Genomic DNA, 15615 nt, shown 5'->3' with positions numbered 1-15615 from the left:
GGGCGTGGGGACGGGCTCCACTACCGGGGTCTCCGACGGCTCGCCCTCAGTGGCGTACGCGGGCAGCGCACTCAGTCCGGCCAGCAGTGCAGCGGCAGCAGCGGCGCCCGCCAGCCGGCGGCCCTTTGAGCTACTCATCCTTGTTGTCTCCCCATTTCGCGCCGGCGGCGCACTCGGCTACCCTACCGGTTCCCGGCGGGGCGTTTAAAAAGGCCCTTCATCCGGTGCGAAAAAGCATAGCGCTCCCCCGAGCACAGCCGGCCCCGGGATTCGGGGCTGCCCGGGGCCGCCGGATACCCTAGAAACATGAAATTCCTTCCGGCAGCCGTTTCCGCCGGCACCCTGGTCCTTGCCGCCGCGCTTAGCGGCTGCACACCCGCCGCCGATGTTGAGGCAGCACCTGATGCAGCGAATCCGGACTGCGCCACGGTGATGGTTGCCCTGCCCGAGAACCTGGCAGGCGCAGACCAGCGGGAAACCACCAGCCAGGCCACCTCTGCGTGGGGCAGTCCGGCACAGGTGATTGTCCGCTGCGGCGTTCCAGTTCCGGGTCCCACCACCGATGCCTGCGCAACGGTGAACGGAGTGGACTGGGTGCTGCGCGAAGAAGGCACCATGTGGACGGCTACCACCTACGGCCGCGACCCCGCCGTCGAGGTTATTTTCGACACCGAGCAGGTTGCGTCCTCAACGGTCCTGGTGGAACTGGAGAACGCAGTGGCCCGCATCGAACAGACCCGGGAATGCCTGGCGACCAGCGACGTCGAACTGCCGGGTTAGCCCGGCACGCGCCGGGAACTCCTAGCGCAGACCCGTGGGCCGCTCGAGTGCCAGGGAAATAAGCTCGTCGATCAGCTCGGTGTAGGGCAGTCCGGACTTCGCCCACATCTGCGGGTACATGCTGATCGGGGTGAAACCGGGCATGGTGTTGATCTCGTTGATCACCAGGTCCCCGTCCGGGGTGTAGAAAAAGTCCACCCGGGACAGTCCCTCGCCGCCCACGGCCTCGAAGGCCACGGCTGCCAGCTCGCGTACGCGGGTGGTGACGGCGTCGGGCAGGTCGGCCGGGCAGCTTAGTTCGGCAGCCGCACCGTCAACGTATTTGGCTTCAAAGTCGTACCACTCGTGGCCGTCGTGGTTCACGGCAATTTCCCCGGGCTGGCTGGTGCGCGGATCGTCGTACCCGCGGCCCTGCAGTACGGCAACTTCGATTTCCCGGCCGGTGATACCGGCTTCAACAACAACCTTCGGATCATGCCGGCGTGCCGTTTCGACGGCGGCACGCAGCTCCGAGGGCTCGGCAACGCGGGTAATGCCGATGGAAGATCCTGCACGTGCCGGCTTGACGAACAGCGGGAAAGTAAGCCGGCAGGCGCGCTCAAGGCATCCTTCGGCGTCACGCTTCCACTGGCGGTCGGTGATGACCTCGTAGGGGCCAACCGTAAGGCCGGCCGATTCAAAGACCACCTTCATGTAGTGCTTGTCCATCCCGACGGCGGAGGCCAGGACGCCGGCACCCACGTACCGCACGTCCGCCATTTCCAGCAGCCCCTGCAGGGTGCCGTCCTCACCGAACGGGCCGTGCAGGAGCGGAAGGACGACGTCGATCCGGCCCAGGGAGCGCGGCATGGCGTTGGGCGAATGGGAGACAAGCTCCTGAGAGGAACCCTCGCTGGAAATCACGACGGTCTCGTCTCCGGCGGTGATCTCCGGCAGGGCTTCCGCACGCAGGGACCACTGGCCGGGGTCCACGGATGCCAGTGACCACTGGCCGTTGCGTGCAATCCCGATGGGCACGACGTCGTACTTGCTGTGGTCGATGGCCTCGAGCACGCCGGCAGCCGTGACACAGCTGACCGAGTGTTCGCTGGACCTGCCGCCAAAGAGCACGGCAACACGCGGCTTGGACCCGCCGGCGGGGTTAATGGGCTGGACGCTCATGATGCGTGCACACCTTCGGGCTTGAGTTCGCGGGCCAGCAGGCGCGGGCCCAGTTCGTCTACTGAGATTGCGCCCTGCAGGACTGCAACAACGTTCTCGGTAATTGGCATGTAAACACCCAGCTGGGTGGCCCGGTCAAGCACGGCCTGCGCGGATTTAATGCCTTCCGCGGTCTGGGCCATCTTGGCAGTTACCTCATCAAGTGTCAGCCCCTCGGCCAGCAGGCGGCCTGCCGTGTGGTTGCGTGAAAGCGAGGAGGAGCAGGTGGCGATGAGGTCTCCCATGCCGGAGAGGCCAAAGAGGGTTTCCGTTTTTCCGCCCAGGGCAACGGCCAGGCGGGTCGTTTCCGCGAGTCCGCGGGTCATCACGGAGGCCTTGGTGTTGTCCCCCATCTGCTTGCCTTCGCAGATGCCGACGGCGAGGGCGATCACGTTTTTGACGATCCCGCCGATTTCAGTGCCAATCACGTCGGTGTTTGTGTAGGGCCGGAAATAGGGGGCGGTGCAGGCGGCGGCAATCCAGCCGGCAACGGCGAGGTCTGAACAGGCGACCACCGAGGCAGTCGGTTCTTCGCGCGCGATTTCCATGGCCAGGTTCGGCCCGGACAGCACGGCGATCTTCTCCTGGGGCCAGCCCAGTTCCTCGGCGATGACCTGGCTCATCCGCGCGTCGGTGCCGACTTCCAGTCCCTTCATCAGGGAGAGGATGACGGCGCCTTCCGGGAAGAGGTCCTTGAACTCTCGCAGCCGTTGCCGCAGTGTCTGCGCCGGAACCGCGAGGACCACAAGCTGGGCACCGGCGAGGACTTCGGTGGGATCCGCCGAGGCACGCAGGTTGGCGGGCAGCTGAATGTCCTTCAGGTACCGGGTGTTGCGGCGGGTCTGGTTGATCTCTTCGGCCGCCTCCGGGCGGCGCGCCCAGACGAGGACCTCAGTCCCCCGGGCCGCGCCGGAGTCCGCAGCGATCTTGGCGAAGGTGGTCCCCCAGCTTCCTGCGCCGAGAACGGCAACTTTCGCGGGAGGCATTGCGGCTGTCACTTCTTCTTCTCCGTTTCCGGGTCATAACCCCGTCCGACTGCCTTCTGCCCCTTGCGGGCCGGATCCCAGCGCTCGGCGGGCGCGGGTTTACCGCGCAGTGAAGCAACCAGCGACGTCAGCTCTGCCATGATCCGCTCCGTTGCCTCTTCCAGCACAGCTTTTGACAGCGGAACTCCGCGGAGGTCGGAGAGGTCCACCGGTTTGCCGACAAGCACGCGCACACGCTTGCGGGGAAACAGGTGCAGCATCTTGCCGTAACGGGGCAGCAAATCCTGGGCGCCCCAGTGTGCCACTGGAATCACCGGCGCACCTGTCTGCAGGGCCAGCCGCGCGGCACCGGTCCGTCCCTTCATAGGCCACAGATCCGGGTCGCGGGTCAGCGTTCCCTCCGGGTACACGATCAGCGCGCCGCCCGCATCGACAACCTGCTGCGCTGCCTCCAGGGACGTTGCCGCACCGGCACCGCCGCGCTGGACGGGTACCTGCTGGGTGGCGCGGAGCGCGGCACCCAGCACCGGCACCTTAAACAGTGATGCCTTTGCCAGGTACCGCGGCAGGATTCCCTGCTTGTAGAAGAAGTGGCCCACCACCAGCGGATCGATTTCAGTCACATGGTTCGGGCAGGCAATGAAGCCTCCGTCCTTGGGCAGGTTCTCAATCCCTTCCCAGCGCCGCCCAATCATGAGATTCATGGCCGGCCGGACGATGGTCGCCAGGATACTGAACGTTACCCGTGACTTTTTCGATTCGCTCATGGGCGGAAGCTTACTTCCCGTCCGTTACGTCGAAGTCCGCGCCCAGACCTTCGAGCTTGTCCAGGAAGTGCTCGTAACCGCGGTTGATCAGCTCGACGCCGGTGACCCGGGACGTGCCTTCGGCCGCCAGCGCGGCAATGAGGTGGCTGAATCCGCCGCGCAGGTCGGGGATGTCGATTTCGGCGCCCTTGAGCTTTACCGGTCCGGAGATCACTGCCGAGTGCAGGAAGTTCCGCTGCCCGAAACGGCAGGGGATGCTGCCAAGGCACTCGCGGTGCACCTGGATGTTCGCTCCCATCCGGATCAGCGCGTCGGTGAAGCCGAAGCGGTTTTCGTACACGGTTTCGTGCACGATCGACACGCCGTCGGCCTGGCTGAGGGCCACCACCACCGGCTGCTGCCAGTCGGTCATAAAGCCGGGGTGGACGTCCGTTTCCAGGACCAGCGGGTTGAGCTTGCCGCCGGGGTGGTAGAAGCGGATGCCGTCGTCGTCGACGTCGAACGCGCCGCCGATCTTGCGGTAGATGTTCAGGAAGGCGGTGAGGTCCTGCTGGTTGGCGCCCTCAACGTAAATATCGCCCTTGGTGACCAGCGCAGCGGATGCCCAGGAAGCGGCCTCGTTGCGGTCCGGCAGGGCCCGGTGGTTGTAGCCGGTGAGCTCCGGTACGCCTTCAATGCGGATCACGCGGTCCGTCTGGACGGTGATGATCGCGCCCATCTTCTGGAGCACGGCAATGAGGTCGAGGATTTCAGGCTCGACGGCGGCGCCGCTCAATTCAGTGATGCCTTCGGCCCGCACAGCGGTGAGCAGCACCTGCTCGGTCGCTCCAACAGAGGGGTAGGGCAGTTCAAGCTTGGCGCCCTTGAGCCCCTTGGGAGCGGAGATGGAGATGCCGCCCGGGCGCTTCTCCACCAGCGCGCCGAAGTTGCGGAGCATCTGCAGGTGGTAGTCGATGGGACGGTCGCCGATCTTGCAGCCGCCCAGATCCGGTATAAACGCCTCGCCGATGCTGTGCATCAGCGGTCCGCAGAGCAGGATCGGAATGCGTGAATCCCCGGCGTGCGCATCAATGTCCCGCGAAGCGGCCGTCTTGGCGTTCTTCGGGTCCATGAGCAGGTCACCGGTTACAGGGTCCTTTGTGACCTCGACGCCGTGGAGCCTCAGCAGGGACGTGACCACATCGACGTCCTTGATCTCCGGGACGTTTCGAAGCAGCGACGGAGAATTGCCCAGCAGCGCTGCCACCATGGCTTTGGGAACGAGGTTCTTCGCCCCGCGGACCGGTACTTTGCCTGTAAGGGGTACACCACCACGGATGGTTAGAACGCTACCCATGAACACCTGTTTCTTTCGTTTCAATTGCCCCCGAGGCCATAAGAGACTGCATCCCAAGCATAGGAGCTAGCCTGCCTATCCCGAAATATCGCGGCCGCCGCGGCGCCCCTTGGCGGGCACAGCTGAACGGCCGGAGCGGGGGAAAGCTGATGGGCCTTCCCATCCGGGAAGGCCCATCAATACTACTGCTCTGCAGCCTCCGGGGAGAAACCCGGATGGTCCCGGCTGCGGCCTATGTACGCGCCGGAAGGGTGGTGGGCTTGAAAGCGGGCCGGCGGGCCTCGAAAGCAGTGATGTCTTCTTCGTGGCGCAGGGTCAGCCCAATGTCGTCCAGGCCTTCGAGCAGACGCCAGCGGGTGTAGTCGTCAATCTGGAACGCCGCCGTGACAGTGCCGCAAATCACGGTGCGGGCCTGCAGATCAACGGTCACTTCGGTGCCGGGTGAGTTCTCCAGCACCTTCCAGATCAGCTCAATGTCATCCTGTGCCACCTGGGCGGCCACCAGACCCTGCTTACCGGAGTTGCCGCGGAAGATGTCCGCAAACCGGGAGGAAAGAACGGCCCGGAACCCGTAGTCCTTCAGCGCCCAGACGGCGTGCTCACGGGAGGACCCGGTACCGAAGTCCGGGCCCGCGACCAGCACGGAGCCGGCGTTGTAGGGCTCCTGGTTCAGGACGAACTCGGGGTTCTTGCGCCAGCCTGCGAACAATGCGTCCTCGAACCCGGTCCGGGTGATGCGCTTGAGATAGACAGCGGGGATGATCTGGTCGGTGTCCACGTTGCTCTGCCGCAGCGGAACGCCGATTCCGGTGTGGGTGGTGATCTTTTCCATGATGTTCTCCTAGGCGGCAGCGGTGGCGGTGGAACCGGCGGCTGCGCCGGGCAGGGGGTCAAGGTCCGACGGCGAGCTCAGCGTGCCGCGCACGGCGGTGGCTGCGGCTACCACCGGGGAGACCAGGTGCGTGCGTCCGCCCTTGCCCTGCCGGCCCTCGAAGTTGCGGTTGGATGTGGATGCGCAGCGCTCCCCCGGCTCCAGCTGGTCCGGGTTCATGCCCAGGCACATCGAGCATCCGGCGAAGCGCCATTCGGCTCCGAAGTCCTTAAAGACCTGGTCCAGGCCCTCGGCTTCGGCTTCGAGCCGGACGCGGGCGGAGCCGGGGACCACCATCATGCGCACGTTCGGGTCCTTCTGCCGGCCGCGGATGATGTCTGCTGCGATGCGCAGGTCCTCGATGCGGCTGTTGGTGCAGGAACCCAGGAACACTGTGTCCACCCGGATCTCCTTCATGGGAGTGCCGGCCTTCAGATCCATGTATTCGAGGGCACGCTCGGCGGCGGCGCGGGCGTTCTCGTCGCCGAAGTCGGCGGGCGAGGGAACGGCCTCGGAGAGGGAAACACCCTGGCCGGGGTTGGTGCCCCAGGTGACAAACGGCTCAAGTTCGTTGGCGTCGAGGAAGACCTCTTCGTCGAAGACCGCGTCCTCATCGGTAACCAGGGACTTCCAGTGCTCGACGGCGGCGTCCCAGTCGGCGCCCTGCGGCGCGTGCGGCTTGCCCTTGAGGTAAGCGAACGTGGTTTCGTCGGGGGCGACCATGCCGGCACGGGCGCCGGCTTCAATGGACATGTTGCAGATGGTCATCCGCGCTTCCATGGACAGCGAGCGGATCGCGGAACCCCGGTACTCCAGGACGTATCCCTGGCCACCGCCTGTCCCGATCTTTGCAATCACCGCCAGGATGATGTCCTTGGACGTGACGCCGGGCTTCAGCGTGCCCTCAACGTTGATGGCCATGGTCTTGAAAGGCTTCAGGGACAGCGTCTGGGTGGCCATGACGTGCTCCACCTCGGAGGTGCCAATGCCCATGGCCAGTGCACCGAAGGCACCGTGGGTGGAGGTGTGCGAATCGCCGCAGACCACGGTGAGGCCGGGCTGGGTCAGGCCGAGCTGCGGGCCCACCACGTGGACGATGCCCTGTTCGGCGTCTCCCAGCGGATGCAGGCGGACGCCGAACTCAGCGCAGTTGGCGCGCAGGGTTTCGATCTGGGTGCGGCTGACCGGGTCCGCAATCGGCTTGTCGATAGCCAGGGTGGGAGTGTTGTGGTCCTCCGTGGCGATGGTCAGGTCCGGGCGGCGCAGTTTGCGGCCGGCCAGGCGCAGCCCTTCGAAGGCCTGCGGCGACGTAACCTCGTGAACCAGGTGGAGGTCAATGTAGAGCAGGTCCGGCGCACCGTCGCTGCCCTTGGAAACTACGTGCTCGTCCCACACTTTTTCGGCGAGCGTCCTGCCCGCTGAGTGCTCTCCCATTGCCATCTGCTCCTCGCCCGGCGCAGTTTCCGGCGGTCCTGCCGGGCACTGCGGAATCCTGATGGATTAAGACAACCAGCATCCCCGGCGCGCTGCCAGTTTTTCGGCTTGCATCTCAGATATTGAGACGGCAGTATCATCCTATGGACAACTCAAGCGGTGTGGGCGTCATCGATAAAGCAGCGATGGTGCTTGATGCACTCGAAGCCGGACCCACAACCCTGGCGCAGCTCGTAGCCGCCACGGGCCTGGCGCGGCCCACGGTGCACCGCCTGGCTCTCGCCCTGATGCACCACCGTCTGGTGGGACGGGACATCCAGGGCCGGTTTGTGCTGGGCAGCCGCCTGGTGGAACTGGCCTCGGCTGCCGGCGAGGACCGGCTGATCGCTTCCGCCGGGCCGGTGCTGCTGGCCCTGCGTGATGCCACCGGGGAAAGCTCGCAGGTCTTCCGCCGCCAGGGCGAATGGCGCGTCTGTGTTGCCTCCGCGGAGCGGCCCATCGGCCTGCGGGACACCATTCCGGTTGGCACGCAGCTCTCCATGAAGGCAGGCTCCGCAGCCCAGGTGCTGCTGGCCTGGGAAGACCATGACAGGCTGCTTGAAGGACTGCAGAACGCCCGCTTTACGCCAACGGTACTGGCCGGTGTCCGGCGCCGCGGCTGGGCCCAGAGCCTGGGTGAGCGTGAACCCGGGGTAGCTTCCGTGTCAGCTCCGGTCCGGGGTCCCTCCGGACGCGTGATCGCCGCCGTCTCCATCTCCGGACCGATCGAGCGGCTAACCCGCCAGCCCGGCCGCATCCACGCCGAAGTTGTCTCCAAAGCCGCCGCCCAGCTCACCGAAGCGCTGCGGACCAATACCGACTGAACCGCCGTCGGCCTATTCTGGGAAGCCCGGGCCCAAAGGAGCGGGCATGAAACGGTTTCGCGTCCTCTGGAACATCATCCGCGTCACGAGTGCCGACGTCGTGTTCTATGGCTTCCTGGCGGTGTACGCCGGTGCCGCGCTCGTGCTGCCGCTGTTCGAGCCCGGAATTCCCCGCACCGGAGATGCCCTCTGGTACCTCTTTGAGTCCTTCACCACGATCGGTTTCGGCGACTTTGTGGCGCAGACGTTTGTGGGGCGGCTGCTGACCGTGGTCGTCTCGCTGTACGGCATCCTGGTGGTCGCCCTGGCCACCGGCGTCATTGTCGGGTTCTACAACCAGCTCGTCCGCGCCCGGACCCGGGGCACCCTGCAGTCAATAGTGAGGGAACTGGAGCATCTCCCCGATCTGAGCAGGGAACAGCTGGCGGATCTGTCCCGCAGGGTGCGGGAACGGCATCTGCTCGACTGAGCCTCAGCCGCCGAAGTGGTCCCAGCCGGCCGCAGCGGGCGCCGCGCCGCCCACGCTCACCGGGTTTGCTCCATCCCCCCGGGCGAGTACCGTCCCCACCCGGCGGAAGCCGCGGGGAAGAACCGTGTCCGGGGCGAAAGCGGCCAGCAGTCCGTGGTCCTCTCCCCCGCCCAGGACCCAGGAAAGCGGATCCGCTCCAAGTTTCCCTGCGGTGCCGGCCAGCAGCTCCGCCTCCGCCCGCAGAACCTCCGGATCCAGGTCAACGCGGACACCTGAGGCTGAGCAGAGGCGCCCGGCGTCGCGCACCAGGCCGTCCGAGATGTCCATCATGGCGTGGGCTCCGGCTGCGGCGGCTACGGGACCGGCGGCCAGCGGCGGGCACGGACGGGACTGCACGGCTGTGAGCGCCCGTTCCCGGCCTTCCAGCCGCGCGTAGTCCAGCGAACTCTCCAGCAGGGCCAGTCCTGCCGCGGCCTCACCAAGTGCCCCGCACACCGCCAGCACGTCGCCGGGCCGGGCACCGGACCGGAGCACCGGTTTCCGCCCCTGCAGGTCACCCGTTACAGCCGCGGTGACAACCAGCTGGCCGCCCCTGCCAAGGTCGCCGCCGGCCACGGCACAGTCCTCGGCCCCGAGTGCCCGCAGAGCAGCCGAGAGTCCGTCAGCGAGTCCTTCAACCCAGCTGACCGGTGTATGCGCAGGCAGGGTCAGGCTGACCACCAGCGAGGTTGCCACGGCGCCCATCGCGTTGACGTCAGAGAGATTCTGGGCAGCGCACTTCCAGCCGACGTCGTAGCCCGTGGTGCGGTATCCGCCGGGCCAGCGCAAACGGAAGTCCTGGTCCTGGACCAGGGTGTCTATGGAGATGGCCGTCCGGCCGTCCGGAGCCCGCAGCAGCGCGGCGTCATCGCCGGGGCCCAGTAGCATACGGGGGCCGCCCAGCCGCGGGAAAATGCGGGCCAGCAGTTCCCTTTCGCTCAGTTCTGCTACCGATTGGGGGTAATGGGGGTGATCTGCCACAAAATCCGCGTCCTTATCCGTCTGTATCACGGTGTTTCATTATGCTGCACGCCGCCGGCGCCCGGGGTACCCTCGCCCTATGAACCCTGTGCGGGACAACCGCTACGCGATCCTGCTCCGCGGAGTGAACGTGGGCGGCATCACCGTCAAGATGGCGGAACTGCGGGACGTGCTGGCGGACCTGGGGCTGCGGGACGTGCGAACCCTGCTGGCCAGCGGCAACGCCGTCGTCACCACGGACTGGGACCCTGCCGGCCTGAAGGAACGGACGGAGCAGGCGCTGCGGAAGGCATTCGGCTATGAAGCCTGGGTAATAGTGCTGCCGGTGTACCGGATTGCCGAGCTGGCCGGCGCCGTTCCGTATGCCGGGGATGACCCCGCTGTCCATGCCTACGTCACGTTCTCCACGGATCCGGCAGTGCTCGACGAGCTCTTTGAGATGGGCGCGGCCGCGGGCGCCGAGCAGGTCCGCATAGGCCCGGAGGCTCTGGCATGGACAGTGCAGAAAGGTTCCACGCTTGAATCCCCGCTGTCCAAGGCAGCCGCTAAACCGCGCTATAAATCCGCTACTACAACGCGGAATCTGCGGACCCTGCACAAAATAGCGGCGGCGGAATAGAAAAAGGTTAAAAAGAAACGGTCCCGGACATTTCTGTCCGGGACCGTTGTCTGTGACCCCAGCGGGATTCGAACCCGCGTTACCGCCGTGAGAGGGCGACGTACTAGGCCGCTATACGATGGGGCCGTTTGCTTCACCTGCTAAGTGAGCTCAACAAGTATTTCATACCTGCTGTTTATTTCTCAAATCCGGCTAAGTGCCTTATTTGATTAGCGCTGGGATACCAGGACTCGAACCTAGAATGACGGTACCAGAAACCGTTGTGTTGCCAATTACACCATATCCCAATGTGCTGTTCCGGGCCGTTCCAGACCTTCAAGATCCGGCTTCAACCCCTCAGCACGAGTTATTACTATACACGGGTTCCGGCCGGAGTACAAAACGGCTCCGGACGCGGCCCGCCGCACCGCCTAGGAGAGCCCCGCGGCGGCGGCTACTGCCGCCAGGGTGCCGGCCACCGGCAGGTCCGGATGGGCTGACCGCAGCTGCTCATTGCCGCTGCGTTCAACCCAGAGTGCCTGCAGCCCGGCATCGAGCGCGCCCCGGCCGTCAACCACGGGGTTGTCCCCCACATAAAGTGTCTGCGCAGGATCTGTGCCGAGCAGCCGCACACCCTCGAGGAAGATCGCCGGATCCGGCTTGGCCGCATCAACGGCGTCAATACCCACCAGGACCTTTATCCGCTCCAGCCCGGCGGCGTCGAGCTTGGCGCGCTGGTAGTCGTGGACGTTGTTACTGACGGCGCCGTAGGGAATCCCGTGGGCATCGAGCAGGTCCAGGACGGGTACGACGTCGTCGAATGCCTGGAAGTGGCGCGGCAGCGTCTTGTCGTAGGCCGCGTTCCAAGCCTCCTCGGCGTCGACGTCGAACACCGGCAGTCCGCGGGACTGCTGGGCGTGGGCCACCCGCAGCAGGCGCTGGCGGGTGAAGCTGAGCTCGCCTGCGAGGTAGCGGTCGTAATAGCCCTGCGGGTCTGCCGCGTAGAGGTGCTGGTAGGCAGCCCAGTCCTCTTCGGTGAAGTGCGCCAGGTCCTTGGCGCTGATTTCGCGCAGCGTGTTGCCCATGGCGGTGCGGAGGTCCACGAGGGTCTCGTCAATATCGAACAGCACCCCGTGGACGCTCCGCAGGTCACTCATGAATTGCTCAGGCCTCCGCGGCGCGGAACGCGCGGATACGGGCCAGGGATGAATCCCGGCCCAGGATCACCATGGACTCGAAAAGCGGCGGCGAGATCCGGCGGCCGGAGACGGCCGTGCGAACCGGGCCGAAGGCCAGGCGGGGCTTGATGCCCATCTCTTCGACCAGTGCCTGGCGCAGTGCGGCCTGGATGTTCTCTGCGGTCCATTCCTGCACAGGCTCAAGGGCGGCCAGCGTGGCGTCGAGCACCTCGGTGAGGTTGGCCGGCAGACCCTTGCGGGCGTCGTCGGCAACGTCAATCGCGTCGTCGTCCTTGAACAGGAAGCCGAGCATGTCCGGAGCCTCGCCCAGCAGCGTGATGCGCTCCTGGACCAGCGGCGCGGCTTCGGTGAGGATTTCCTGCTGCCGTTCCGTCAGCTCCTCCCCCACCAGGCCGGCGTGCTGCAGGTAGGGCACCAGGCGGCCGCGGAAGTCTTCAGGATCCAGCTTGCGGACGTGGGTGCCGTTGATCGCTTCAGCCTTCTTGATGTCAAAGCGGGCCGGGTTGGAAAGGACATCGTGGATGTCGAAGTTCTGGACCAGTTCCTCAACCGTGAAGATGTCCTCGTCAGCGGAAAGCGACCAGCCCAGCAGGGACAGGTAGTTCAGCAGGCCTTCAGGAATGAAGCCCCGTTCGCGGTGCAGGAACAGGCTGGACTCGGGGTCGCGCTTGGAGAGCTTCTTGTTTCCGCCGCCCATCACGTAGGGCAGGTGGCCAAAGAGCGGCATGTACTGGGCGACTCCGACGTCGATCAGTGCACGGTACAGTGCGATCTGCCGCGGGGTGGAGGAGAGCAGGTCTTCGCCGCGGAGGACGTGGGTGATGCCCATCAGGGCGTCGTCGACCGGGTTCACCAGGGTGTAGAGCGGCGCACCGTTGGCACGGACCACCACGAAGTCCGGAACGGTGCCGGCCTTGAAGGTAATTTCGCCGCGGACCAGGTCGTTGAAGGTGATGTCTTCATCGGGCATGCGAACGCGCAGCACCGGCTCGCGGCCCTCGGCCTTGAACGCCGCGATCTGCTCTTCGGTCAGATCGCGGTCGAAGTTGTCGTACCCGAGCTTGATGTCCCGGCCCGCTGCGCGGTGGCGGGCTTCGATTTCCTCCGGGGTGGAGTAGGACTCGTACAGGTGCCCGGCTTCCTTGAGCTTGGCGATGACGTCCTGGTAGATCTCGCCGCGCTGGGACTGGCGGTACGGTTCGTGCGGGCCGCCAACGTTGACGCCTTCGTCCCAGGTGATGCCCAGCCAGTCAAGCGCATCGAGGAGCTGGAGGAAGCTTTCCTCGCTGTCCCGGGCGGAATCGGTGTCTTCGATGCGGAAGATCATCTTGCCGCCGGTGTGCTTGGCGTAGGCCCAGTTGAACAGGGCGGTGCGGATCAGGCCCACGTGGGGCGTGCCGGTCGGGGACGGGCAGAAACGAACCCGCACCGGAGTGTTGTCGTCGACGGTGGGAAGATCAGCGAAGGAAGAAGGCTCAGTAGTCATGATTCCCCCAGTTTAGTCGCTGCTGCCAAACCCCTAGGTGCTCAGGCCCTGAAGCAGCACAAACAGGCCGCCGCCCACCACGGCACCGGCTGCAGCGGATGCCAGCGGCAGCTGCCAGCCGCTGCGCATCCGAAGCGCGAGCAGGATACAAAGAAGCAGGGCGGCTGCCGCGGGCAGGACCGGTCCGCCGCTGAGCGAGAAGAGCAGCACCGGAATTACGACGGCGGCAGCACCGGTGCTCACGGCGCTCCAGTCCAGCTTCACGGCACGGTTCAGGACCAGAACCGCAGCGTAGGAGACGAGCATCGCAAAGACAGCGGCTGCCAGCACCCGCGGTCCGTCAAGCCAGAGGATCAGCCGGAGCAGAATGAAGCACAGCGCGCCTGCGCCGAGGATCACCGGAGTGACCGGTGCTCTGGCAATCGACGAACGCAGGTCCCCTTTGCGGTCCAGCGTCCGGACCAGCAGCCAGGGAAAAACCAGCAGGAGCACTACTGTGCCTGCTCCCCAGGCCCAGGCACCCGCCGTCGTTATGCCGCTGCTGAGCGCGGAAAGGAGGATCACGGCGCTCCAAAGAACGCCGGGAAGCAGGTTCCCCGCCTTCAGTTGCTGTGATCCCCCCGCCAAAGCCGATGCCTAGCCGCGCACGATGTTGGCGAGTGTGCCGATGCCCTCAACCTGGATTTCGATGCGCTGTCCTTCGGTAACCAGCCCGACGCCCGCCGGGGTACCCGTGAGGATGATGTCGCCGGGAAGGAGGGTGAAGGCCTGGGACACGTAGGACACGAGTTCGCGGACGCCCCAGATCATTTCGGAGGTATTGCCGTCCTGGACGAGGTCGCCGTCGAGGTAGGCCTTGATGGACAGGTTGTCCGTATCCAGGTCAGTCTCAATCCACGGACCAATGGGGCACGAGGTATCGAAACCCTTGGCACGGGCCCACTGGCCGTCGGTGCGCTGTGCGTCGCGGGCCGTCAGGTCGTTGGCGCAGGTGTAGCCGAAGACGACTTCGTCCACGCGTTCCAGCGGAACGTCCTTGCAGATCCGGCCGATGACTACCGCGAGTTCAGCTTCGTAGGAAACTTCCTCGGAGAAGGAAGGCAGCACAACGGGGTCATTGGGGCCGATCACGGAAGTATTCGGCTTGAAGAACATCAGCGGAGCCGGCGGAACCTCCCCGCCCATTTCGGCTGCGTGGTCGGCGTAGTTCTTGCCGATTCCCACTACCTTGCTGCGCGGAATGATCGGAGCAAGCAGGCGGACGTCCTCCAGCTTGTGCCGTTCCCCGGTGAGCTGCACGCCGGAGAAGAAGGGGTCTCCCTTGATCACGGCTATTTCTTCATGGCCTTCTTCACCGTCGACGATGCCGAAGGCAGGGTCACTGTCCTGGATAAACCGAGCAATACGCATGGGTTCAAGCCTAGTCGAGAAGCTGCACTTCCCGCTTCGCTTCCTCCCGTGCGCACGCTGGCTTCACGGCTAAGACAGAACGCCGAGGCCAATTGGAAGGACGATCATGACTATGAGGAAGAGTACGACGGCGGTCCTGCCGCGGGCATTTCCGACGTTGACGGTCAGTCCGGCGCCGGTGCCATTCCGCTTGGGTACGAGCACGTGTGGATTCCGGGGGTCATTGAGCAGATTTGGAGGCTCCGGGTTCCTCCGGGCTGAGGGCCGGAGCTGCTGCGCTCACCAGGGCAAGCAGTAAGGCCGTTCCCAAAGCAACAAACGGGCCCATAAAGACTGTCCAGAAGGACTTCTCCTCCCAGGCATCGGGTCCGTTCAGTCCCAGTGAACCGGGACGGTGTCGGGGAGGGAGCCGTAGATTTGAGCGCCGTCAACGAAGCACACGGCCAGAATCAGTACCGCTCCCAGATGCGGAAGCCACGGCACCACGCGACGTAGCCGTGTCCGGTGTGTCATCGCGTCACTGTTCCCCATCGCCCGAGACTATCAAGCGGCACCTGCACGCTTCGGGGCCGGACGACCCCGGGCTGTGGTTCCCAGTGGTGGCGCATGTCGGGTGTGGGGGCCCTGCCGAACCGGTGTTCCCATGTTGTGGTGCGGGTGTCACCTGGTGTGGTCCCACCAGTGACCGGGTGTCACAGGATGTGGGAAGGGCGGGCGGGGCGGGAATGCCTCGGCTGCAGCACCCGGGGCCGGGCTTGGCCGGGGTTGCGTTCCGGTGCCCTGCCCCCAGCTGCCGGGCGGGGTGGTGGTTAAACGGGTTCAGGCCCCGCAGCGTTGCGGGGCCTGAACTCGTTAATAGTTGTCCGGCGGTGACCTACTCTCCCACACCCTCCCGGGTGCAGTACCATCGGCGCTGCGGGTCTTAGCTTCCGGGTTCGGAATGGGACCGGGCGTTTCCCCCGCGCAATGACCGCCGTAACCCTTCCAACCCGGACCCCTTGCCGGCTATGCCGCGGGGGTGGGTAAAACTAGGGGGTACGTGGTACCGGACGCCCCGACCCCTGGTAACAGGGTTGGGGCGTTATTCAATTAGTGGTGTTCCCTGATCAACAACGACGTGGGTTGTTGGTTGGGAACCACATAGTGGACGCAAGCAGCATGATCTTCATACCCCTTATTTGGCGGAACCGTTTGAA

At 65.3% G+C, this 15615-nt stretch carries 16 protein-coding genes, 2 tRNA genes and 1 rRNA gene; 5 read left to right on the top strand and 14 right to left on the bottom strand.

Annotation, left to right across the window (positions count from 1 at the left end; genetic code table 11):
• Positions 1-306 precede the first annotated feature (306 nt).
• Entirely contained in the window at positions 307-780 is a 474-nt protein-coding gene (locus TVC13_RS16935; protein WP_422402307.1) for a DUF3515 domain-containing protein, read from the top strand.
• 21 nt (positions 781-801) lie between these two features.
• Here the strand turns inward: TVC13_RS16935 and TVC13_RS16930 are convergent, their stop codons facing one another.
• From TVC13_RS16930 to leuC, 6 genes are all read right to left on the bottom strand, one after another.
• The gene (locus tag TVC13_RS16930; protein ID WP_422402306.1) at positions 802-1941 is read right to left on the bottom strand and encodes a D-alanine--D-alanine ligase family protein; all 1140 of its coding nucleotides are present in this window, start codon (positions 1939-1941) and stop codon (positions 802-804) included.
• Entirely contained in the window at positions 1938-2966 is a 1029-nt protein-coding gene (locus TVC13_RS16925) for an NAD(P)H-dependent glycerol-3-phosphate dehydrogenase (protein WP_422402308.1), read from the bottom strand. The genes TVC13_RS16930 and TVC13_RS16925 overlap by 4 nt, the downstream gene beginning before the upstream one ends.
• An 8-nt stretch (positions 2967-2974) precedes the next feature.
• On the bottom strand, positions 2975-3733 hold the full coding sequence (locus TVC13_RS16920) for a lysophospholipid acyltransferase family protein (RefSeq protein ID WP_422402305.1): 759 nt from the start codon (positions 3731-3733) through the stop codon (positions 2975-2977).
• Positions 3734-3743: 10 nt separating this feature from the next.
• Positions 3744-5069: a UDP-N-acetylglucosamine 1-carboxyvinyltransferase gene (gene murA, locus TVC13_RS16915; RefSeq protein ID WP_422402304.1), complete on the bottom strand. Its 1326-nt coding sequence runs from the start codon at positions 5067-5069 to the stop codon at positions 3744-3746.
• A gap of 232 nt (positions 5070-5301) precedes the next feature.
• Complete coding sequence (gene leuD / locus TVC13_RS16910; RefSeq protein ID WP_422402303.1) at positions 5302-5901, bottom strand: 3-isopropylmalate dehydratase small subunit; 600 nt, start codon at positions 5899-5901, stop codon at positions 5302-5304.
• Positions 5902-5910: 9 nt separating this feature from the next.
• The gene (gene leuC / locus TVC13_RS16905) at positions 5911-7374 is read right to left on the bottom strand and encodes a 3-isopropylmalate dehydratase large subunit (RefSeq protein WP_422402302.1); all 1464 of its coding nucleotides are present in this window, start codon (positions 7372-7374) and stop codon (positions 5911-5913) included.
• A gap of 143 nt (positions 7375-7517) precedes the next feature.
• On the opposite strand from leuC, the gene TVC13_RS16900 reads away from it, so the two are divergent.
• Positions 7518-8237 (top strand): IclR family transcriptional regulator, encoded by a 720-nt coding sequence (locus TVC13_RS16900; RefSeq protein WP_422402301.1) that lies wholly within the window; start codon positions 7518-7520, stop codon positions 8235-8237.
• A 46-nt stretch (positions 8238-8283) separates the two neighbouring features.
• A complete protein-coding gene (locus TVC13_RS16895) occupies positions 8284-8706 on the top strand; it encodes a potassium channel family protein (RefSeq protein ID WP_422402300.1) in 423 nt (140 codons plus the stop codon).
• 3 nt (positions 8707-8709) lie between these two features.
• Here the strand turns inward: TVC13_RS16895 and TVC13_RS16890 are convergent, their stop codons facing one another.
• Entirely contained in the window at positions 8710-9726 is a 1017-nt protein-coding gene (locus TVC13_RS16890) for a thiamine-phosphate kinase (RefSeq protein WP_422402299.1), read from the bottom strand.
• A 79-nt stretch (positions 9727-9805) separates the two neighbouring features.
• Between TVC13_RS16890 and TVC13_RS16885 the strand changes: the two genes are divergently transcribed.
• Complete coding sequence (locus tag TVC13_RS16885; RefSeq protein WP_422402298.1) at positions 9806-10345, top strand: DUF1697 domain-containing protein; 540 nt, start codon at positions 9806-9808, stop codon at positions 10343-10345.
• Between the two features lie 53 nt (positions 10346-10398).
• Here the strand turns inward: TVC13_RS16885 and TVC13_RS16880 are convergent.
• From TVC13_RS16880 to TVC13_RS16855, 6 genes are all read right to left on the bottom strand, one after another.
• Positions 10399-10471, bottom strand: a tRNA-Glu gene (locus TVC13_RS16880).
• A gap of 89 nt (positions 10472-10560) precedes the next feature.
• Positions 10561-10632 (bottom strand) — tRNA-Gln (locus TVC13_RS16875).
• Between the two features lie 123 nt (positions 10633-10755).
• Positions 10756-11481 carry an HAD family hydrolase gene (locus TVC13_RS16870; RefSeq protein WP_422402297.1) on the bottom strand — a complete coding sequence of 242 codons (726 nt, stop codon included), beginning with the start codon at positions 11479-11481 and terminating at the stop codon, positions 10756-10758.
• 7 nt (positions 11482-11488) lie between these two features.
• A complete protein-coding gene (gene gltX / locus TVC13_RS16865; protein WP_422402296.1) occupies positions 11489-13009 on the bottom strand; it encodes a glutamate--tRNA ligase in 1521 nt (506 codons plus the stop codon).
• 33 nt (positions 13010-13042) lie between these two features.
• Entirely contained in the window at positions 13043-13573 is a 531-nt protein-coding gene (locus tag TVC13_RS16860; RefSeq protein ID WP_422402295.1) for a hypothetical protein, read from the bottom strand.
• A gap of 72 nt (positions 13574-13645) precedes the next feature.
• Entirely contained in the window at positions 13646-14419 is a 774-nt protein-coding gene (locus TVC13_RS16855; RefSeq protein WP_422402294.1) for a fumarylacetoacetate hydrolase family protein, read from the bottom strand.
• A 48-nt stretch (positions 14420-14467) separates the two neighbouring features.
• On the opposite strand from TVC13_RS16855, the gene TVC13_RS16850 reads away from it, so the two are divergent.
• Positions 14468-14680 (top strand): hypothetical protein, encoded by a 213-nt coding sequence (locus tag TVC13_RS16850; protein WP_422402293.1) that lies wholly within the window; start codon positions 14468-14470, stop codon positions 14678-14680.
• A gap of 600 nt (positions 14681-15280) precedes the next feature.
• Here TVC13_RS16850 and rrf read toward each other — a convergent pair.
• Positions 15281-15397: ribosomal RNA gene (rrf, locus tag TVC13_RS16845) — 5S ribosomal RNA — on the bottom strand.
• Positions 15398-15615: the final 218 nt, after the last annotated feature.

Origin of the sequence: Arthrobacter sp. 3Tela_A (assembly GCF_049311025.1) — a bacterium.
Lineage (GTDB): Bacteria > Actinomycetota > Actinomycetes > Actinomycetales > Micrococcaceae > Arthrobacter_B.
This window is presented reverse-complemented; position numbering and strand designations above follow the sequence as displayed.